At 73.7% G+C, this 20,814-nt stretch carries 13 protein-coding genes, 1 tRNA gene and 1 pseudogene; 9 read left to right on the forward strand and 6 right to left on the reverse strand.

The genetic code is table 11. The features are described 5' to 3' along the window. Positions 1-34 precede the first annotated feature (34 nt). A complete protein-coding gene (locus ACIF6L_RS30730) occupies positions 35-910 on the forward strand; it encodes an alpha/beta fold hydrolase (RefSeq protein WP_396490640.1) in 876 nt (291 codons plus the stop codon). Positions 911-993: 83 nt separating this feature from the next. On the opposite strand, the gene ACIF6L_RS30735 is transcribed toward ACIF6L_RS30730, so the two are convergent. From ACIF6L_RS30735 to ACIF6L_RS30750, 4 genes are all read right to left on the reverse strand, one after another. Further along, positions 994-1,067, reverse strand: a tRNA-Lys gene (locus tag ACIF6L_RS30735). 95 nt (positions 1,068-1,162) lie between these two features. Continuing rightward, positions 1,163-3,250, reverse strand: coding sequence for a dipeptide ABC transporter ATP-binding protein (locus ACIF6L_RS30740; protein WP_396490639.1), 2,088 nt, complete (start codon positions 3,248-3,250; stop codon positions 1,163-1,165). Beyond that, the gene (locus ACIF6L_RS30745) at positions 3,247-4,335 is read right to left on the reverse strand and encodes an ABC transporter permease (protein WP_396490638.1); all 1,089 of its coding nucleotides are present in this window, start codon (positions 4,333-4,335) and stop codon (positions 3,247-3,249) included. The genes ACIF6L_RS30740 and ACIF6L_RS30745 overlap by 4 nt, the downstream gene beginning before the upstream one ends. 16 nt (positions 4,336-4,351) lie before the next feature. Continuing rightward, positions 4,352-5,332 carry an ABC transporter permease gene (locus ACIF6L_RS30750; protein ID WP_329487777.1) on the reverse strand — a complete coding sequence of 327 codons (981 nt, stop codon included), beginning with the start codon at positions 5,330-5,332 and terminating at the stop codon, positions 4,352-4,354. Positions 5,333-5,650: 318 nt separating this feature from the next. Between ACIF6L_RS30750 and ACIF6L_RS30755 the strand changes: the two genes are divergently transcribed. Both ACIF6L_RS30755 and ACIF6L_RS30760 read left to right on the forward strand, forming a co-directional pair. Next, positions 5,651-7,357, forward strand: coding sequence for an ABC transporter family substrate-binding protein (locus ACIF6L_RS30755; protein WP_396490637.1), 1,707 nt, complete (start codon positions 5,651-5,653; stop codon positions 7,355-7,357). Between the two features lie 558 nt (positions 7,358-7,915). Continuing rightward, positions 7,916-9,130: a low temperature requirement protein A gene (locus ACIF6L_RS30760; protein ID WP_359805023.1), complete on the forward strand. Its 1,215-nt coding sequence runs from the start codon at positions 7,916-7,918 to the stop codon at positions 9,128-9,130. 260 nt (positions 9,131-9,390) lie between these two features. Here the strand turns inward: ACIF6L_RS30760 and ACIF6L_RS30765 are convergent. Next, a pseudogene (locus tag ACIF6L_RS30765) lies at positions 9,391-10,266 on the reverse strand (LysR family transcriptional regulator); the annotation flags it as partial. Between the two features lie 177 nt (positions 10,267-10,443). Here ACIF6L_RS30765 and snpA (ACIF6L_RS30770) point away from each other — a divergent pair. From snpA (ACIF6L_RS30770) to ACIF6L_RS30790, 5 genes are all read left to right on the forward strand, one after another. Continuing rightward, the gene (snpA, locus tag ACIF6L_RS30770; protein ID WP_352295627.1) at positions 10,444-11,091 is read left to right on the forward strand and encodes a snapalysin; all 648 of its coding nucleotides are present in this window, start codon (positions 10,444-10,446) and stop codon (positions 11,089-11,091) included. A 190-nt stretch (positions 11,092-11,281) separates the two neighbouring features. Further along, entirely contained in the window at positions 11,282-11,908 is a 627-nt protein-coding gene (gene snpA, locus ACIF6L_RS30775; RefSeq protein WP_359805025.1) for a snapalysin, read from the forward strand. Between the two features lie 164 nt (positions 11,909-12,072). Further along, the gene (locus tag ACIF6L_RS30780) at positions 12,073-12,729 is read left to right on the forward strand and encodes a pentapeptide repeat-containing protein (protein ID WP_396490636.1); all 657 of its coding nucleotides are present in this window, start codon (positions 12,073-12,075) and stop codon (positions 12,727-12,729) included. A 174-nt stretch (positions 12,730-12,903) separates the two neighbouring features. Further along, a complete protein-coding gene (locus tag ACIF6L_RS30785) occupies positions 12,904-14,976 on the forward strand; it encodes a phosphocholine-specific phospholipase C (protein ID WP_396490635.1) in 2,073 nt (690 codons plus the stop codon). Positions 14,977-15,097: 121 nt separating this feature from the next. After that, positions 15,098-15,376 carry a hypothetical protein gene (locus ACIF6L_RS30790; RefSeq protein WP_396490634.1) on the forward strand — a complete coding sequence of 93 codons (279 nt, stop codon included), beginning with the start codon at positions 15,098-15,100 and terminating at the stop codon, positions 15,374-15,376. An 86-nt stretch (positions 15,377-15,462) separates the two neighbouring features. Here ACIF6L_RS30790 and ACIF6L_RS30795 read toward each other — a convergent pair whose 3' ends face one another. Next, positions 15,463-18,747, reverse strand: a complete 3,285-nt coding sequence (locus tag ACIF6L_RS30795) for a S41 family peptidase (RefSeq protein ID WP_396490633.1) — start codon at positions 18,745-18,747, stop codon at positions 15,463-15,465. A gap of 212 nt (positions 18,748-18,959) precedes the next feature. Between ACIF6L_RS30795 and ACIF6L_RS30800 the strand changes: the two genes are divergently transcribed. Continuing rightward, positions 18,960-20,648: a chitinase gene (locus ACIF6L_RS30800; protein WP_396490632.1), complete on the forward strand. Its 1,689-nt coding sequence runs from the start codon at positions 18,960-18,962 to the stop codon at positions 20,646-20,648. Positions 20,649-20,814 lie beyond the last annotated feature (166 nt).

The following is a 20,814-nucleotide window of genomic DNA, read 5'->3' on the forward strand; positions in this document are numbered from 1 at the left end:
CGCTCCGGCCGGCGGGCGAGGGGGTGGAACCGCGATGACCGGACCGGCGGCCCGCGGCTCCGCGATGTTCCTGCGGATCGACGGGACGCCCCTGCACGTGCGCACCGAGGGCGGCGGACCGGTCTGCCTGCTCACCGGGGGGCTGGGCAGCAGCTGGTTCGACTGGGACCTCGTGGTGCCTTTCCTCGCCCCCTACCGGACGGTGGTCCGCTTCGACCGGCCCGGGTACGGGCTGAGCGCCTCCGAGCCCGCCACCCGGCCCGCCCCGACGGCGGCGGGGGAGGCGGCCCGCATCCGGGGCGTGCTGGACGCGCTCGGACTGCGCGAGCCGTGCACGGTGGCGGGCCACTCGCTGGCGGGGTTCCACGTCGAGGCCTTCGCGCGGCTCCACCCGGGCCGGACGGCCGGGCTGGTCCTGCTGGACGGCAGCGTCGAGCCGGACCCGCGGCCGCTGCCGGCCCCGGGGCTGCGCGACCTGGCGGCCCGCGCGGTCGCGGGCGCGGCCACGGCCGTCGCGGCGCCGTACCTGCTCGGGCCCACCGTGCGCGGGCTGGTCGCCCGGGCGACCACCGTCCGCCACGAGGACCTCGCCCCGGCGCCGCTGGTCCGGCACTGCTACCGGACCGGGCGCGCCCTGCGCGCCCTGCTCCGGGAGAACGCGTGCTACCTCGACATGGCCGCCGAACTGGACGAACTGCGGGGCACCGCACCGCTGCCGCCCGGACTGCCGGTCACCGTGCTCGCCGCCGACGACGGGTGCCGCGGCAGCCGCACCCGGGCCCGGCTGGCCGAGCAGCGCGGTCTCGCCGCGCTGCTCGGGGGCGACTTCCGCAGCACGGCCCCGGCCGGGCACCTGCTGATGTTCGACCGCCCGGACGCGGTGGCCTCGGCGATCCTGGACACCCGCTGAGCCCCGCGCCGGAGCCTCCCGGCGCAGGCCCCGGAAACGCCTCAGGCCGCCCACCGGAGTGGACGGCCTGAGACCTTGCCATGTGCGCCGCCAGGGACTCGAACCCCGGACCCGCTGATTAAGAGTCAGCTGCTCTAACCAACTGAGCTAGCGGCGCCTGCTGACCCGCACGACATTACACGGAGTCCGGCCGATCTGCCGAATCGAGACGATCCGGTCACGCGCGGTGACGGTCGGCGCCGCCGGGTGCCACTACTCCGGGTAGTGGCAGGCCGCCTGGTGGTCCAGGTCCGGCGCGGGGCCGGTCAGCGGCGGGGCCTCGGTCTCGCAGCGCTTCCGCGCCGCGGCTTCGAGCCCGGCGTAGACGGGGCAGCGGGTGCGGAACGGGCAGCCGGTGCGCCGCGCGGTCGGCGAGGGCGGGTCGCCGGCCAGCAGGATGCGGCTGCGGGCCCGCTCGGCGGCCGGGTCCGGCAGCGGCACGGCGGAGAGCAGCGCCCGGGTGTACGGGTGCCGGGGCCGCTCGAAGACGGCGGAGACCTCGCCCTGTTCGACGGTCCGCCCGAGGTACATCACGCTCACCCGGTCCGCGAGGTGCCTGATCACCGACAGGTCGTGCGAGACGAAGAGGTAGGACAGGCCCAGCTCGGCCTTGAGCGACTGGAGCAGATTGAGCACCCCGGCCTGGATGGAGACGTCCAGCGCGGAGACCGGTTCGTCCAGCACCAGCAGCTTCGGCCGGACGGCCAGGGCCCGGGCGATCGAGATCCGCTGGCGCTGTCCGCCGGAGAACTGGTGCGGGTAGCGGACGGCGTGCGCCGGATCCAGGCCGACCTGCCGCAGCAGTCCGGGCACCCGGCGGCCGATCTCCGCACGGTCGGTGCCCTGGGCCCGCAGCGGTTCGGCGACGATGTCACCGATCGGCATCCGGGGGTCGAGGCTGGCCATCGGGTCCTGGAAGACGATCTGCAGGTGGGACCGCATCCGGTGGGCGGCCGAGCGGGAGAGCCCGGCGGTGTCCTGCCCGAGTAGCTCGATCCGGCCCGACTCCGGCTTCGCGAGCCGCAGCAGCTCGAACAGCGTGGTGGACTTCCCGGAGCCGGACTCGCCGACCAGGCCGAGCGTCTCGCCCTGCCGGATGTCCAGCTCGACTCCGTCCACGGCGTAGACCTCGCCGATCCGGCGCTTGAAGACGGTGCCCTTGAGCAGCGGGAACGTCTTGGTGAGGCCGCTGACGGAGAGCACCGCCGGGCGCTCCCCGCGCGGCCCGGACACGGCGGCCGCGGCCGGTGGCACCGGCGGTACGGGGTAGACCTCGGCGGGCGCGGGCCGGAGTTCGGCCAGTTCCCCGGCCCGCACGCAGGCGGCCAGGTGCGCCTCCTCGGCACTCCCGCCGGACGCCGCCGGTCCGCCCAGGTCCGGTTCCGCCGTCCGGCACCGCTCCTCGACCAGCGGGCAGCGCGCGGCGAACGGGCAGCCGGGCGGCAGTTCGGCCATCGGCGCGGGGGCGCCGGGGATCGGCACCAGCGGTCCGCCCCGGCCGTCCAGCCTCGGCACCGCGCCGATCAGGCCCAGCGTGTAGGGGTGGCGGGGCGCGGCGAAGAGTTCGTCCACGCCGGCCGTCTCGACCACCCGGCCCGCGTACATCACGGCGACCCGGTCGGCCATCCCGGCGATCACTCCGAGGTCGTGGCTGACCAGGACGAGCGCGGCGCCGGTCTCGCGCTGGGCGGTGCGCAGGACGTCGAGCACCTGGGCCTGGATGGTGACGTCCAGGGCGGTGGTGGGCTCGTCGGCGAGCAGGATGTCGGGGTCGTTGGCGATGGCCATGGCGATCATCGCGCGCTGGCGCATCCCGCCGGAGAACTCGTGCGGGAAGCTGTCCAGCGCGCGGTCCGGGGCCGGGATGCCGACCAGGTCGAGCAGTTCGGCGGCCCGTTCGCGGGCGGCCTGCTTGTCGAGGCGCTGGTGGATCCGGAGCGCCTCGACGATCTGGTCGCCGATCCGGTAGACGGGCGTGAAGGCGGAGAGCGGGTCCTGGAAGACCATGGCGACCCGGCTGCCGCGGATGGCGGCGAGCTCACGGCCTGGCAGGCCGACCAGCTCCCTGCCGTCCAGGGCCACCGAGCCCCGGACCCGGGCGGTGCCCGGCAGCAGTCCGAGCACCGCCAGGGCGGTCACGGACTTGCCGGAGCCGGACTCGCCGACGATGCCCAGGGTCTCGCCTCGGCGCAGGCTGAGGTCGACGCCGCGGACGGCGGGGACGGTGGCGCCGCGCGGTCCGGTGAAGTCGACCCGCAGGTCGCGGACGGCCAGCAGCGGGGTCTCGACGGTGGTGGTCACGTTCTTCCGCGCTTCCTACGAGTCCTACGAGGGGTCCGGGCGATCTCGGTGGTCGGGTCGAGGGCGTCGCGCAGCCCGTCCCCGATCAGGTTGACGGCCAGGACGAAGAGCACCAGCAGCCCGGCGGCGAAGTAGAACAGCCAGGGGAACACCGGGGCGTCGCTGGTCCCGGCGGCGAGCAGGGTGCCGAGCGAGACGTCGGGGGCCTTCACACCGAAGCCGAAGTAGGAGAGCGCGGTCTCGCTCATCACGGCGCCGCCGACCGCGATGGTGGCGTCGATGATGAGGAAGGAGGCGACGTTCGGCAGGACGTGCCGGGTGATGACGCGCAGCGGCCGCACCCCCATGAACTGTGCGGCGCGGACGAATTCGCGCTCGCGCAGCGAGATGGTCATCGAGCGGACCACCCGGGCAGTGATCATCCAGTTGAAGAGGGCGAGCAGCAGCACGAAGGCGAGCCAGCCGGTGCCCTTCAGCCGGGGCGAGATGATCGTGATGATCAGGAAGCTGGGGAAGACCAGCATCAGGTCGACCAGGAACATCAGCACCCGGTCGGTCCAGCCGCCGAAGTACCCGGCGCAGGCACCGACCAGGGAGGCCAGCACGGTCGAGAACAGCGCCACCAGCAGGCCGATCACCAGGGACTTCTGCAGTCCGCGGACGGTCTGCGCGAAGACGTCCTGGCCGACCCCGTTGGTGCCGAACCAGTGGCTGCCGGAGGGGGGTTGGCGCAGGGCGGTGTAGTCGGGGGTGGCGTAGTCCCAGGGGGTGAGGTACTGGCCGCCGAAGGCGAGCGCGAACAGCAGCAGGACGACGACGGTGCCGGCCACCGCCCAGCGGGCGGCGAGCAGCCGGGCCAGGACGAGCCGGCCGCGGCCGGCCGCCGCGGGGGCGTCGACGGGCGGGGCGGCGACGCCCGGTGCGGCCGCGACGGCGGGTAGGTCGAGCGCGCCCGGGGCGCCCGCGACGAGCGGCAGCACGGGTGCGGCCGGTGCGGCGGGTGCGGCGGGCGGAGCGGGTACGGCGGAACCGGTGGACCGGGCGGGCTCGGCGGGCTCGGCGGGTTCCGTGGTGACGGCGGTCATGGCGGCTCTCCTCCGGTCAGGACCGCACGCGCGGGTCGAGGGCGGCGTGCAGGGTGTCGGCGAGGAAGCCGGAGGCGAGCACCACCACCGCGGCGAACAGGTTCACGGCGACGACCGAGTTGACGTCCTGTTCGTTGATGGACTGGATGAACCACTCGCCCATCCCGTGCCAGCCGAAGATGGTCTCGGTGAAGGCGGCGCCGGTGAAGATGCCCAGGAAGCTGTAGGCGAACATCGTCGACATCGGGATCACCGCCGTCCGCAGCCCGTGCTTGACCAGGGCGCGGCCGCGGGTGAGGCCCTTGGCCTCGGCGGTGCGCAGGTAGTCGGAGCCGAGCACGTCGAGCATGGTGCCGCGCTGGTAGCGGCTGTAGGTGGCGAGGCCGCCGAGCGCCAGCGAGAGGGTGGGCAGCAGCAGGTGCAGCGCCCAGTCGCCGAGGTGGGCGCCGATCCCGCCGGCCAGCCCGGGGGTCTCGTAGCCGGTGAAGGGGATCACCTCGTGGCCGGCGACGTCCTTGGCGGCGATGGCGCCGTTCTTGAGGAAGAGCGCGACCAGGAAGACCGGGGTGGAGAGCATCACGAAGGAGAAGACGGTGAGCAGCCGGTCGGATATCCGGTACTGGCGCACCGCGCTCCAGGCCCCGGCGGCCACGCCCAGGGCCATCCCGAGCAGGCTGCCGATGAGCAGCAGGCGCAGTGACACCCAGATCCGCCGGCCGAAGTCGTCCGCCACCGGGGTGTCGTGGATGGTGCGCCCGAGGTCCCCGTGGAGCAGGTCGCCGGCCCAGCGGCCGAAGCGCTCGACGACGGGGGTGCGGTCGTTCAGGTTGAGGTCGGTGAGCTGGCGCTCGACCGAGGCGGCGGCCGGTCGCGGCACCTTGGCCTCGAAGTAGGCGCGCGGCTGGAGGGCGGCGGCGGACAGCGCGTACGCCAGGAACACGGCGGCTATCAGCAGCACCGCGTAGTAGCTGAGCCGCTTCGCCAGGTAGCGGAGCATCAGCGGCCGCCCGGGGTGGGGGCGGGGCCGACGCGTGGGGTGGGCATCGGTGGGTGGCCTTCGGTCGGTGGCCCTGGTGGAGCCGTCGGGGAATGTCCAGGTCAGGAGTGTTGCACCGGCTCAAGGCCGGGGTGTTGCGGCAGTGTTGCCGCCCGTTTCGTTTGGATCAGGTGTGAACTCCGCCCCCTGGTACTCGTGCTGATCGGCTGTTACGTTCGCTCCGCCGGCACCGACTTGGCTGCCCACGCTCAAGCTTCGCCACACCTCGCGACGCTCAACCCTCACCAACCTGATGGATTTCACCCGGGGGGAACCCTCATGGACGCTTCCACCACGCCCGTACGCCGTGCCGGCCGGGCCGCCGTGCTCGCCCTGGCCGTCGCGCTGGCCGCCACCGCGTGCAGTTCGGGCGGCGGCGGGTCGGCCGACAAGGTGGCCAAGAGCGAGCCCCCGAGACAGGGCGCGATCGACGTCAACGCCAAGTCGCCGGACCAGCTGCGCGACGGCGGGGAGGTCCGGTTCCCGCTCTACCAGTGGATCACCCAGTGGAACCCGTTCCAGGTGGACGGCCGCTACGGGGACGCGGTCGAGATCATGCGGGCCCTGGAGCCGAACCTCTTCACCACGGACGAGACCGGCACCTTCAAGCCGGCCCCCGACTACCTGGTGGACGCCAAGGTCACCTCGACCTCGCCGCAGGTCGTCACCTACAAGCTGAACCCGAAGGCCAAGTGGTCGGACGGCAAGCCGCTCGGCTACCTGGACTTCAAGGCGGACTGGGAGGCCAGCGGGGGCAAGAAGGACGGCTACAACATCGCCGACTCCTCCGGCTACGAGCTGATCTCCGGGATCGAGCAGGGCGCCGACGCCTCCGAGGTCAAGGTGAGCTTCTCGGAGCCGTACGCGGACTGGCAGAACCTGTTCCGCCCGCTGATCCCGGCAGCCGGGATCAGCACGGCCGACGACTTCAACAAGGGCTGGGTCGAGAAGATCCCGATCACCGCCGGCGCGTTGAAGATCGGTACGGCGGACAAGACCGCGCAGACCATCACGCTGGTCCCGGACCCGGCCTGGTGGGGGAACAAGCCCAAGGTCGAGAAGATCACCTTCCGGGTGATGTCCCAGTCGGCGACCACCCAGGCGTTCCTGAACAACGAGATCGACTTCGCCACGGCGGGCACCGCCACCGCGTACGGGCAGCTCAAGGACGCCAAGGACGCGGTGATCCGGACCGCCAGCCCGTGGGACGAGGTGCACATCTCGTTCGGCGGCGGCGGCCCGCTGGCGGACCAGAAGGTGCGCCAGGCGCTCGGCAAGGCACTGGACCGCCCCTCGCTGATCAAGATCGCCAACAACGGCGTGCCGGTGGAGTTCAAGCCGCTGGGCAACCACATCTTCATGCCCAACCAGGCCGGCTACCAGGACAACTCGGGCGAGTGGGCCAAGTTCGACCTGGCCGCTGCCAAGAAGGCGCTGGACGAGGCGGGCTGGAAGGAGGCCGGCAGCGGGCAGCCGCGCACCAAGGACGGCCAGCCGCTGACCCTGCACTGGGTGCTCACCGACGCCGCTCCGCAGGCCCAGCTCGACCTGGCCACCGCGGCCCAGTCGATGTGGCTGGCGGCGGGTGTGAAGGTCGAGCTCGACAAGGTCCCGAGCAACGACTTCTTCACCAAGTACGTCAACCCGGGCAAGTTCTCCATCGCCAGCTGGCGCAACACCGACTCGTTCCCGCTCTCCAGCAGCCTCAGCAACTTCCGCCTGCCGCAGGGCGACAACGTCTTCGGCAACTACTCCAAGCTCGGCACGCCCGAGATCGACGGGCTGCTCAAGAAGGCGGCCGGCACCATCGACCCGGTGGAGGCCGCGAAGCTGTACAACCAGGCGGACGCCAAGATCTGGGAGCTCGGCCACACCGTCGAGCTGTACCAGCGGCCGACGGTCGTCGCGAGCCGCAAGGGCCTGGCGAACTACGGCGCGTTCGGCCTGGCGAGCGTCGACTACACCACGGTGGGCTGGGAGAAGTAGCGGCCGCCACCGCGGCGGTGGTGGCGCCGGCGGCACGGCGGGCGTCGACGGCACGGCGGGCGCTGGCGAGCAGCGCGGTGATCACGAGGCCGGTGGCGCGGACACGGGTGGAACGGCTCTGCCGCCCCCGCTGTCCTGCCACCGGTCTTGACCTTCCGCGATGCCCGCAGGCACCCGTGTCGTGGGGTCCGTCCGGACCCGCGCGCCTCCAACCGAGGAAAATCTAGCGGGGACATCCGGGTGGCCGGGCCGTCCGGCGGGGGCGCGCCGGAAACCCGTCGTGCTGTCACCCGGTTCGCGCACCGCGTCGTCAACTCTCGCTGACGGCAAGGCAGAACGGACCTGGGTGCCCGGAGCGGCGCGGTGCGGGAGCGGCGTGCGGGCGTACCGGGCGCGGGTCGACGTGGCGCGCCCGGGGGGCCCGAGCGGTCTCCCGCGCGGGCGTGGGGGCGCTCCGGCCGGGCGCGGGGCGGCCGCGCCGGTGCGTGCGCCGGGCCCGGGCCGCTGCCAGGATGCGGCGGGTACAGCCCGCCCGCCCCGAAGCCCGGAGACCCGTCCATGACCAGCGATCCCGCCGCAGCACCCCGCCCGCACCACGTCGACCCGCGTCCGGTGCGCCGGATGGTCCCGCGCAGCCGGAACGAGCCGCACCGGGTCGCCACCCCGCTGGAGCTCTTCTTCGACCTCTGCTTCGTGGTCGCGGTCGGCCAGGCCGGTCGGGAGCTCGCCCACGACCTGGCCGCCGGCCACTACGGGGACGGCCTGCGCGGGTACGTCTTCGCCTTCTTCGCGATCTGGTGGGCCTGGATGAACTTCACCTGGTTCGCCTCCGCCTACGACTGCGACGACGTCCCCTACCGGGTCACCACGCTGGTCCAGATCGCCGGGGTGCTGATCCTCGCCGCCGGGGTGCCCCGGATGTTCGCCGAGCAGGACCTGGTGCTGTCGGTCGTCGGCTACGTGGTGATGCGGCTGGCGATGGTCACCCAGTGGCTGCGCGCGGCGGCCGGCGAGGAGGGGCAGGCCCGCGGGGTGGCACTGCGCTACGCGGCCGGCATCACGCTCTGCCAGCTCGCCTGGGTGGTGATGCTGCTGCTGCCGCACGACGCCCGGGCGTACGTGATCCCGATCGGCATCGCGGCCGAGCTGTCCGTGCCGGTGATCGCCGAACTGCGGCTCCGGACCAGCTGGCACCCGCACCACATCGCGGAGCGGTACGGCCTGTTCACCCTGATCGTGCTCGGTGAGACGGTGGCGGCGGCGACCGTGGCGGTGCAGTCGGCGGTGGACGAGCACGAGGGACTGGCCCGGCTGCTGCCGGTGGCCGGCGGCGGTCTGCTGATCTGCTTCTCGGCCTGGTGGATCTACTTCGCCCGGCCGGTCCACGACCACCTGCGCACCAACCGGCAGGCCTTCTCCTGGGGCTACGGCCACTACCTGGTGTTCGGCTCGGCGGCGGCGATCGGCTCGGGTCTGGAGGTCGCGGTGGAGTCGGCGGTCCACAAGGCGCACGTCTCGGAGACGGTCGCCACCGCGACGGTGACCGTCCCCACCGCGATCTACCTGTTCACCGTCTGGCTGCTGCACTCGCGGCACACCAAGAGCGGGGCGGAGCAGGCCATGCTGCCCGCCGCCTCGGCGGCGGTGCTGGCGTGCACGGCGGCGGGCGGCTCCGGCGTCCTGGTGGCGGGCCTGGTGACCGCGGCCACGGTGGCGGTGGGCGTCGTGCTGCACGCGCGCAGCGACGCCCGGGCCGCCGCCGGCGCGGCCTGAGGCTCCGGTCGGCCGGGGGCGGCCGCGGCCGGGTGCCCGGCGGGGTGTCCGCCGGGGTGCCCGGGGGAGTCGCCGTGCGGGCCGCCGGCGGAGTGGCCGGTGGACTGCCCGTGGGAGTGGCCGACCAACTGCTGGAGCGCCTGGCCGTGCCGGGACAGCCAGCCGAGGTAGGTCGGACTGACCCGGGCCAGGTCCAGGTAGGCGGCCCGCAGCTCCCCGTAGAGCGCGTCCAGGGCCGGCGGGCTGAGCGCCCGCGGCCGCCAGGTGAGCAGCAGCCGGACGGCCAGCGGGTCACCGTGCACCGGCCGGACGACGGTGCCGGGCCCGGGAGCCGAGGTCGGCTGGCAGGGGCGGACGGCCTCGCCGGAGGCGACCAGCTCGGCGGCGGTCGCGTTGTCGCGCACCTGCACCACGCGGGGGTTGAGCCCGGCCTCGCTGAACACCCGGCGCATCGCGGCGTACTCGTGGTCGGCCGTCGGGTCGACCATCCAGGTGTCCTCGGCGAGGTCGGCCAGGTGGACCACGGGCCGGGCGGCGGCCGGGTGGCCCGCGGCGAGCGCGACGAACTGCGGCTCCCGGGCCATCAGGACGCGGTGCTCGGTGTCCGCCGGGACCTTCAGCGGGAAGCCCTCGCTCTCGTGCACGAAGGCGACGTCCAACTGGTCGGCGGAGACCATCCGCAGCAGGGCGTTGGCGGAGATGTCGATGTGGATGGTGGTGTCGGTCTCCGGCAGCCGGTCGTGCACCCGGCGCAGCCAGGCCGCCACCGCCCTGCTGCCCACGCTGCCGATCCGCAGCCGCCGGGCGCGCTCGCCGCTGGCGGTCTCACGGGCCTCCTGGCGGGCGGCGGCGACCAGCGCGGCCATCTCGGCGATCACCGGCCGGGCCCGGGACAGTACCGAGTGGCCGAGCGCGGTGGGCCGGCTGCCGGTCTGCTCGCGGGTGAACAGCGTGCCGCCGACGGCCCGTTCGATGCGGTGCAGCTGTGTGGTGAGGGAGGGCTGGGTCATGCCGAGCTGGAGCGCAGCCTTGCGGAGGCTGCCGCTGTCGGCAATCGCGCACAGCACCCGGAGGTGTCTCACGTCGAGCTCCACGTCGGGAGCATAACGGTCAATTCGGTGTGACGCCAGGGACATGACAGGTCGTCCGTCCGAACGCCCCCCGCTCCGCGGGTGATTGCCCGGTGCTATCGCCGGTTGACATCATCCGCCGCGCGGCCGCGCTGACCCAAGCTCTGGGGACAGCAAGCATTCATCCGATGCCCGCGACCGGCCCCCACCGGCCGCGGCGCACCCCACCATCGGAGCCCCCACATGCACCGCATTCCGCGGACGTTCTCCGCTGCCCTGGGCCTGGCGCTCGCCGCCGGCCTCGCCGCCCTGCCCGGCACCGCGACCGCCGCCCCCGCGACCGGCGCGGCCCAGCACTACACCGCCGCCGCCTCGGCGCACCCGGGCACCGGGAAGGCCGACAACCAGGCGTTCTACGAGGCCGTGATGAAGTCGGCGCGGGCGAAGCAGGCGGCCACGCCGTACCTGAAGGCCGTCGTGGTGACCTACGACGCGAGCAACGCGCCGTCCTTCGCCTCCGAGATATCCCGGAGCGCCCAGATCTGGAACGGCTCGGTCGCCAACGTCCGCCTCCAGTCCGGCGCGAACGCCGACTTCTCGTACTACGAGGGCGACGACCCGAGCAACGGCTCGTACGCCAGCACCGACGGCCACGGATCCGGCTACATCTTCCTCGACTACACCCAGAACCAGGAGTACGACTCCACCCGGGTCACGGCGCACGAGACCGGCCACGTGCTGGGCCTGCCGGACCACTACTCGGGCCCGTGCAGCGAGCTGATGTCCGGCGGCGGCCCGGGCCCCTCCTGCACCAACCCGTACCCGAACAGCACCGAGCGCAGCCGGGTCAACTCCCTGTGGCGCAACGGTCTGAGCGCCACCACGCGCTGACCGGTCCGCGGGCCCCCGCGCCCCGCCGGTCCCTCCCGCCCCACCTCGTCGGACCGCTCCACCGCCCCACGGTGGAGCGCTCCGCCCGCCCCACCGATCCGCCCGCTCCACCGTTCATCAGTTCACCCGTTCACCCGTTCGCCGTGGCCCACCCCCAGCGGCCCCGGCACCCGCGAACAGGAGCCCCCACATGAACCGCATCTCCCGCACGCTCTCCGCGGCCGTCGGCCTGGTGCTCGCCGCCGGCCTGGCCGCCCTGCCCACCACCGCCGTCGCCGCGCCCGCCCCGGCGGTCCAGGGCTACACGGCCACCACCGCCTACGCCGGCTCGGCCGCCGAGGACGCGAACAACCAGGCGTTCTACGAGGCCGTGATGAAGTCCGCGCTGGCCAAGCAGGCGGCCACGCCGTACCTGAAGGCCGTCGTGGTGACCTACGACGCCAGCAGCGCGCCGACCTTCCGCAACCAGATATCGCAGAGCGCCCAGATCTGGAACGGCTCGGTCACCAACGTGCAGCTGCGCTCCGGGACCAACGCCGACTTCCGCTACTACGAGGGCAACGACTCGCGCGGGTCCTACGCCAGCACCAACGGGCACGGCCAGGGCTACATCTTCCTGGACTACGCCCAGAACCGTCAGTACAACTCCACCCGGGTCACCGCGCACGAGACCGGCCACGTGCTCGGCCTGCCGGACCACTACTCGGGCCCGTGCAGCGAGCTGATGTCCGGCGGCGGCCCGGGCACCTCCTGCACCAACCCCTACCCGAACAGCACCGAGCGCAGCCGGGTCAACTCGCTCTGGCTCCGCGGCTGACCCCTCGGCCGGTCCCCGGTCGGACCGCGTGACCGCGTGACCGCGTGAACCGCCGACAGGGCCCGGCCGCCCCCCCCCCCCCCCCCCGAGCGGCCGGGCCCTGTCGGTGCCACGTGCGAGCATGCCGACGAGGACCAGTCCACCGACCGCGAGGTACCGCCGCCATGCCGCTCTCCGTCCCCGACCGCCTGGCCGACCTGCCGTACGCCCACCTGCTGCGCCCGCACTCCGGCCCGCTGCGCAGCGACGAGCGCTACGACACCGTCCACTTCGACGGTGGCGAGTACACCGACCAGTCCGCCGGCGGCGCCACCTTCCTGGAGTGCGCCTTCACCGGCGTCGCGCTGAGCGGGGTCAGGCTGCGCCGGGCCCGCTTCAACGAGGTCTGGGCCCAGGCCGGCCGCTGGGTGGCCTGCGACCTCAGCGACACCGAGTGGCAGGACGGCGCCGTCACCGGCGGGGTGCTGGCGGGGGTGGCCGCGCACGGTTCGGCGCTGCGCCGGACGGTCTTCCGCGGCTGCAAGCTGGAGGCGGTCAACCTGCGCGCCGCCGTCCTGCGCGACGTCGTCTTCGAGGACTGCCTGCTGCGCGACGTGGACTTCGGCGACGCCAAGCTGACCGAGGTCTCCTTCCCGGGCTCCACCCTGGAGGAGGTTCGGTTCCGCGGCGCCAAGCTGACCAAGGTGGACCTTCGCGGCGCCGTCCGGTTGGGCCTGCCCGACGGCCACCAGGGCCTGCAGGGCGCCGTCATCAGCTCTCCGCAGCTCCTCGAACTGGCACCGCTGTTCGCCCAGGCCCTGGGGATCACGGTGAAGGACTGACCCGGGGCGGTGAGCCCGCCGTTCAGACCGGCGTCGCCCGGTGACGACCGGGCGAACAGTCCGCCAACCCTGCCCCGGCCCTCTGGTGGGGCGGTCCGGGCGGCGGGAGGATGCTGCGCGATCGAGCCCCAACTTGTGTGCACAACATCGCCAGTGAAGGGACGGGCTGGGCTGATGGCCGAGCTGAGTCGTAGAAAGTTCGTCGCGTTGTCCGGAGCCGCCGCGGCAGGCCTGGCCGTGGCCGGGACCACCGGTGCGGGGGCGGCGCCGGGCGCGCCCGCCGCGGCGCCGTCGGCGGCGCTGTCGCAGACCGGCACCATCGCGGACGCGAAGCACATCGTCATCCTGATGCAGGAGAACCGCAGCTTCGACCACTACTTCGGGATGCTGCGCGGCGTGCGCGGCTTCGCCGACCGCAGCGCGATCCAGATCGCCAACGGGTACAGCGTCTTCAACCAGCCCAACGGGCTCGGGCGGCAGTACCCGTGGCAGTTCAGCGCCACCAAGCCGGCCGGCGGCGCCGACCCCGAGCGCCTGGCCCAGTGCAACGGCGACCTGGCTCATGGCTGGTCCGACCAGCACCGGGCGTGGAACGGCGGCAAGATGGACTCCTGGGTCGCCGCCAAGGGCAACGTCCGCACGCTCGGGTTCCTCACCCGCCAGGACATCCCGTTCCACTACGCGCTCGCCGAGAACTGGACCATCTGCGACGCCTACTTCTGTTCCGTCCTCAGCGCCACCGGCCCCAACCGCACCTACCACTGGTCCGGTCAGATCGACCCGGACGGCGCGGCGGGCGGCCCGGCGAACGACGGCGGCGACGAGAAGGGCCTGCGCTGGCAGACCTACGCCGAGGCGCTGGAGGGCGCCGGCGTGAGCTGGAAGGTCTACCAGAACGCGGCCGACAACTACGGCGACAACGCCCTGGCCTACTTCACGGCGTTCAGCTCCGCCCCGGCCGGTAGCCCGCTCGCGGTCAAGGGCATGGGCTCCGTCCCCAAGGCGACCGGCCGGACCCCGGACGACATCGTCGCCGCGCTCAGGGCCGACGCGCTGAACGGCACGCTCCCGCAGGTCTCCTGGATCGTCCCCGACCAGGGCTCCTCCGAGCACCCCTACTCGACCCCCCAGGACGGCGCGCACTTCGTCCACAACGTGATCGACGCCCTGGCCGCCGCCCCGGACGTCTTCAACTCCACCGTCCTCTTCCTCAACTACGACGAGAACGACGGCTTCTTCGACCACGTCCCGCCGCCCGCCGCGCCGGCCGGCACCCCGGGCGAGTTCTACGGCGGGACCAACATCGGCCTCGGCTTCCGCGTCCCGATGATCGCCATCTCGCCCTGGACCCGCGGCGGCTGGGTCAACTCCGAGGTCTTCGACCACACCTCGGTGCTGCGCTTCCTGGAGAAGTGGACGGCCGCCATCGGCAAGCCGGCCACCTGCCCCAACATCACCGACTGGCGCCGCCGGGTCTGCGGCGACCTCACCAGCGCCTTCGACTTCGCCAACCCGGTCTACGGCCTGCCCGCCCTGCCCAACACCGACGCGGTGATCGGCATGTCGAGCTGCGGACCGCTGCCCAACCCGGCGCCGGTCGACAACAAGCTGCCCGTCCAGGAGCCCGGCACCCGCCCGGCCCGCGCCCTGCCGTACCAGCCGAACGCCAACCTGGACCGCCTGGAGTTCGGCTCCGCCGGGGCGATCAAGGTCTGGCTGAAGATGGCCAACGAGGGCGCGGTCGCCCAGAAGTCGGCGCACTTCGCGGCCTACGCCAACGCCTACCGCAGCGGCGGGCCCTGGCAGTACACCGTCGACCCGGGCGGCAACCAGAGCGACTTCTTCAACTGCGGCACCGGCTTCGGCGGCGGCCCGTACGACCTCTCGGTGGTCGGCCCCAACCGCTTCCTGCGCCGCTTCAGGGGCGATGCCACCAAGGCGGGCAAGAACGCGGCGGTCACCGCCTCGTACGCGGTCGAGCCGGGTACCGGGAAGCCGGCGCTCTACCTCAAGCTCGCCAACACCGGCACCACGGCGCTGACCTTCACCATCACCTCGAACAACTACCGCACGGACGGCCCCTGGACGTACCAGGTGCCGGCCGGCGGCAGCGTGAGCGACTTCTTCAACGTGGTCGCCTACACCAACGGCTGGTACGACTTCACCGTCACGGTGACCGCGGACAGCTCCTGGTCGCAGCGGTTCACCGGCCATCTGGAGACCGGTACGGCCAGCGTCAGCGGCTGATCCCCGGGCGCTGGATCCAGCCACCGGATCCAGCCGCCGCCCGGGCGGCCCGCAGCGGATGCGCCCGCCGGACACCGGTGTGAGAGTGGGGGCAGCCCGGAAGTCGTCCGGAGGAGGAGTCATGGGCATCTTCGACAGGTTCCGCCACAAGGCGCACGACGCCGCCGGGGAGGCCAGGTCCTCCTCACTCGGCGGGAGCCACGAACAGGACACCACCGCGATGACGGACCCCGCCCAGCGGGCCGCGCTCGCCCACGACGAGGCCGCCGACGCGTTCGGCGCAGAGACCGAACGGGCCCGCCCGGTCGGCGAGGCCCGGCAGGCCCCCCGGGTCACCGAACGGGAGGCCGAGGAGCGGGCCCGCGAGGACATGACGGCCGAGGGCGATCCCTGGGACTGACGCCGACCGCTGATCGCCGACCGTTGATCGGAACGCCGTAGGGACGCGCCCGCCGGGCGCGTCCCTACGGCGTTCCCGGGCCCCGGTCAGTGCCCGCGCGGCGGCAGCGGCGGCCGCCGCAGGTTCGGCCGCGGGGTGTCGTCCGGTGGCGGGACGGCGGCCGGCGCGTCCTCCAGCAGGTCCAGCGCCAGCCGGACGGCCGTGACCAGCTCGGGGTGCTGCCCCCGGGCCCAGTCCTGCGGGGTGCGCAGCACGTGCACGTCCGGCTCCACGCCGTGGTTCTCCACCGACCAGCCGAGCCCGCCGGTGAACCAGGAGGCGTTCTTCGGCACCGAGATCTGCGTCCCGTCGCCGAGCGTGTGCCGCCCGGTCATGCCGACCACCCCGCCCCAGGTGCGGTTGCCGACCACCGGGCCGAGCCGCAGCAGCTTGATCGCGGCGATGATGACGTCGCCGTCCGAGCTGGTGGCCTCGTCGGCCAGGGCCACGATCGGTCCGCGCGGCGCGTTGCGCGGCCAGCGCACCGGCTGGCGCCCCCGGCTGAAGTCCCAGGCCAGCACCGGCCGGGTGAGCTTCTCCAGGACCAGCTCGGAGACGTTGCCGCCGGCATTGCCGCGGACGTCCAGGACCAGCGCGGGCTTGTCCAGCTCCCGGCGGAGGTCCCGGTTGAACTGGGCCCAGCCCGAGCCGCCGAGGTCCGGGATGTGCAGGTAGCCGCACCGGCCGTCGCTGAACTCCCGGACCAGGGAGCGGCGCTTGGCCACCCAGTCCTGGTAGCGGATGGGCCGCTCGTCGGTCAGCGGGGTGACGGTGATCCGGCGGATCCCGGTGCCCCGGCCGTCCCGGCCCTCCCGGCCGCGCAGGGTCAGCTCGACGCTGGTGCCGCCGGTGCCGGCCAGCAGCGGGGCCGGACCGCGCACCCGGTCCACCGGGCGACCGGCCACCGCCAGCAGCTCGTCGCCGTCCCGGACGCCCTGGGAGGCCAGCGGGGCCCGGGCACGCGGGTCGGAGGACTCGCCGGGCAGGACGCGGTCGACCAGCCAGCGGCCGTCGGCGCAGTGGCGGGCGTTGGCGCCGAGCAGGCCGAGCGGCTGCTGGACCGGTGAGGGCCCCTCGCCGCGCCGGGACGGCGTGACGTACGCGTGCGAGGTGCCCAGCTCGCCGAGCAGTTCGCGGAGCAGGTCGGCGAAGTCGTCCGGCCCGGCGATCCGCTCCAGCAGCGGCTCGTACTGGGCGACCAGCGCGGGCCAGTCCAGCCCGGACATCCCGGCGTCCCAGAACTGGTCCCGGACGATCCGCGCCGCCTCGTGGTACGCCTGGCGCCACTCGGCGGCCGGACGCACGGTGTGGGTGATCCGCCGCAGGTCCACCGTGGTGCCGGCGGACGGCGCGGTCACCGGGACGATCCGCAGGGTGCCGGCCGAGTAGACCGCGACCGAGCCGCCGTCGCCCGAGACGGCGTAGCCGTCCAGCTTGTCGGCCAGCGTGCTGCGGGTGCCCCGGGCCAGGTCGAAGTACTCCAGCGAGGGGCGGCCGGAGGTGTCGTCCGGGTTGGTGAAGGTCTGCCCGAGGGTGCCGGAGATCGGCCAGCGCAGCCAGACCAGCCCGCCCCGCACGGCGTCGGTCGCCGAGTACTTGGAGGCGATCACCGGGAACGGCAGCAGCCGCTCGCCGATGCCCCGCGGGTCCACGTGCACGGTGCCGTCCCCGCCGCCGTCGCCGCGCGGGGCGCCATCCTCGGCGGGGGCGGCGAACGGGGACGGGGTGTCGGCGGTGAGCGGGACGAGGTAGGGGCGGCAGCCGAGCGGGAAGGAGAGGTCGCCGGTGTGCACGTCGTGCACCGGGTCGAAGCCGCGCCAGGACAGGAAGGCCAGGTAGCGGCCGTCCCGGGTGAACACCGGCTGCTCGTCCTCGAAGCGGCCGTCGGTGATCTCGGTGATCGGCGCGGGCACGTCGGTGCGGGTCAGCCGGATCCGGCGCAGGGAGCGGCCCGCGACCGGCTGGGACCAGGCGATCCAGTGCGAGTCGGGGGAGAAGCGGGCACCGCCGACCGGCCCGTGCTCGGAGGCGGCCAGTTCGCGGACGGCGCCGTCCGCGGTGGCGACCAGCAGCAGCCGTCCGTCGGAGGCGGCGGCGGCCAGGTGGGTGCCGTCGGGGGAGGCGGTGAGCTCCAGGACGCGGCCGAGCCGGCCGGCGGCGAGCACCCGGTGCCGGTGCGTCCCCGTGCCGTCCGCCGCCGTGTGCGCGCCATCCGCCGCCGTCCCCGGATCGTCGCCACCGTGCCCGGTGGCGTCGTGGCCGGGCAGCGGGACGATCTCGACCGCGTCCTCGCCCTGCGCGTCGGTGATCCAGCCCGCCTCACCGGTGTGCCCGAGCAGGACCGGCAGCCGGGTGCGCACGCCCGGGGTGTCGGCGAGCGCCCGGGCCGGGCCGTCCCGGTGGGTGAGCCAGTACTGGCTGCCCCGCACGGTGATCAGCCCGGCGCGGCCGGTGTGGTCGCAGGCCAGGTCCTTGACGTGGGAGGCGGCGCTCACCTGGTACGGCCGCCGGCCGGCCCGGGCGCCGCCGAGCGGCACCCGCAGCCGGTGCGGTGCGGGCGCGTTCAGGCCCTCCAGCACCCAGAGGTCGCCGGCGTGCTGGTAGACGATCCGGGTGCCGTCGGTGGCGGCCTCGCGGGCGTAGTAGGAGGCGTGGTCGGTGTGCCGGCGCAGGTCGGTGCCGTCGGGGCGGCAGGAGTAGAGGTTGCCGATGCCCTCGTGGTCGGAGAGGAAGGCGATCCGGTCGCCGACCGGCATGGGCGAGGCGAGGTGCCCCCGATGACCGGCCAGGACCTGCTCGCCGTCCACCCAGAGCCGGCCGGTGGCGCCGCCCCGGTAGCGCTTCCAGGCGGCCGGCTCGTGCGGCGCCGAGCCGGTGAGCAGCACGGTGTGCGCCCGGCTCAGCTGGGCGTCGCCGACCGGCCCCCAGGGCATCCGGCGGCCGGGGGAGCCGTCCGGCGGCAGCGCGTGCGCCCAGGTGTAGTGGCCGAAGGGCTCGTGGTAGGAGGTGACGGCGAGGAGTTCGCCGTCCGGCAGCCAGCCGCGCAGCCGGGTGTCCTGGCTGCCCCAGTAGCTGAGCCGGACGGCCTCGCCGCCCTCGACCGGCGCGGTCCAGATCTCGGGGGTCGGGCTCTGCCAGGCGGTCCAGGCCAGGGTGCGCCCGTCGGGGGAGATCCGGGGGTGGCTGACCCTGGTCCGGTCGCAGCTGACCCGCCAGGCACGGCCGACGGTGCCGCCGGGGGAGAGCGGGGCGATCCAGACGTCGTCCTCGGCGGTGAACGCCAGCAGGCCCCCGCGCAGGTGCGGGTAGCGGAGGTAGCCGGGTGCCGTCATCTCTCCATGGTTCGACGGGGTGTTACGCGCGGCAACCGGACGCGCCGCACGGCAGGGTCCGACCGGTCTGGACCATTGACACCGCACGGCCGAATCCACTTCAGTGGTCTAGTCCAACTAGGGTGCGCGGTCGGGCCGAACCCCCACTGGCACGTACCTTCGCCGTGCCCTCGGACGTCCCCCACGATCCGCGCCTCCGCAGGAGTCCCCGCATGCGCAGAACACCTGTAGCCGCACCCGTCCCGCCCCGCCGGCGCCCCCGCACACTGCTCGCCGCCGGCACCGCCTCGGCCGTCGCCGCCGCGACCATGGTCGGCCTGACCCTCGGCCTCGCGCCCGCCGCCTCGGCCGGGGAGTTCCTGGTCAACGGCGGTTTCGAGAGCGGGGCCAGCGGCCCCTGGAGCTGCTCCGCCGGCACCGGCAGCGTCGTCACCGGCCAGGCCCACAGCGGCAGTTACGCCCTCGCCGCGGCCGCCTCGGCCGGTGACACGGCCCGCTGCGCCCAGACCGTCACGGTCGCCCCCAACACCACCTACACGCTCAGCGCGTACCTCAAGGGCTCGTACGTCTACCTCGGCGTGGACGGCGGCACCAGCACCTGGACGCCGGGCACCGGCGGCGCCTACCAGAAGCTCAGCGTCAGCTTCACCACGTCCGCGACCCAGACCAGCGCCACCGTGTACACCCACGGCTGGTACGGCCAGGGCACCTACTACGCGGACGACGTCTCGCTGGACGGCCCGGGCGCGCCCAGCCCGACGCCCACCGTGACGCCCACGGTCACGCCCACCGTCACCCCCACGGTGACCCCGACCGTCACGCCCACCGTGACCCCGACGGTCACCCCGACCGTGACGCCCACCGGCACGCCCACCGGGCCGGCCGGCAGCCACGCCCTGGTCGGCTACCTGCACGCCAGCTTCGCCAACGGCGCCGGCTACACCAAGGTCGCCGACGTCCCGGACTCCTGGGACTTCATCAACCTCTCCTTCGGCGAGCCGACCTCCGTCACCTCCGGCGACATCCGATTCAACCGCTGCCCGGTCACCGAGTGCCCGGGGGTGGAGTCCGACGCGGACTTCAAGGCCGCGATCGCCGCCAAGCGGGCCAAGGGCAAGAAGGTGCTGATCTCGATCGGCGGCCAGAACGGCCAGGTCCAGCTCACCACCACGGCCGCCCGCGACGCCTTCGTCAGCTCGGTCTCGGCGATCATCGACAAGTGGGGGCTGGACGGCCTCGACATCGACTTCGAGGGCCACTCGCTCTCGCTGAACACCGGCGACACCGACTTCAAGAACCCGACCAGCCCGGTCGTCGTCAACCTGATCTCCGCCGTGAAGACGCTGAAGGCCAAGTACGGCCCGAACTTCGTCCTCACCATGGCCCCGGAGACCTTCTTCGTCCAACTCGGCTACCAGTACTACGGGTCCGGCCCGTGGGGCGGCCAGGACCCGCGCGCCGGCGCCTACCTGCCGGTGATCCACGCCCTGCGCGACGACCTCACCCTGCTGCACGTCCAGGACTACAACTCCGGCTCGATCATGGGCCTGGACAACCAGTACCACTCGATGGGCGGCGCCGACTTCCACGTCGCGATGACCGACATGCTGCTCAAGGGCTTCCCGGTGGCGGGCAACACCAACAACGTGTTCCCGGCGCTGCCCGCGAGCAAGGTCGCCATCGGCATGCCGGCCACCACCAACGCGGGCAACGGCTACGTCGCCCCCGCCGAGGTCAACAAGGCGCTGGACTGCCTCACCAAGGCCACCAACTGCGGCAGCTACGTCCCCAAGGCCGGCCCCCAGCCGAACCTGCGCGGCCTGATGACCTGGTCGATCAACTGGGACCAGTTCGGCGGCCGTGAGTTCTCCAAGAACTTCGACAGCTACTTCCGCCGCTGACCGACCGCCGCTGACCGACCGCCGCTGACCGACCGCCGCTGACCGACCGCCGCTGACCGACTGCCGCTGACCGACCGCCCCCGCCGGGGGGGCGCCGCGGGGGGCCCCCCCCCCCGCCCCCGGCCCCCCGGGGGGGGGGGGGGGGGCCCGGATAGCCCGCGGGCGC

The sequence above is a fragment of the Kitasatospora sp. NPDC086009 genome (genome assembly GCF_044540385.1).
Lineage (GTDB): Bacteria > Actinomycetota > Actinomycetes > Streptomycetales > Streptomycetaceae > Kitasatospora.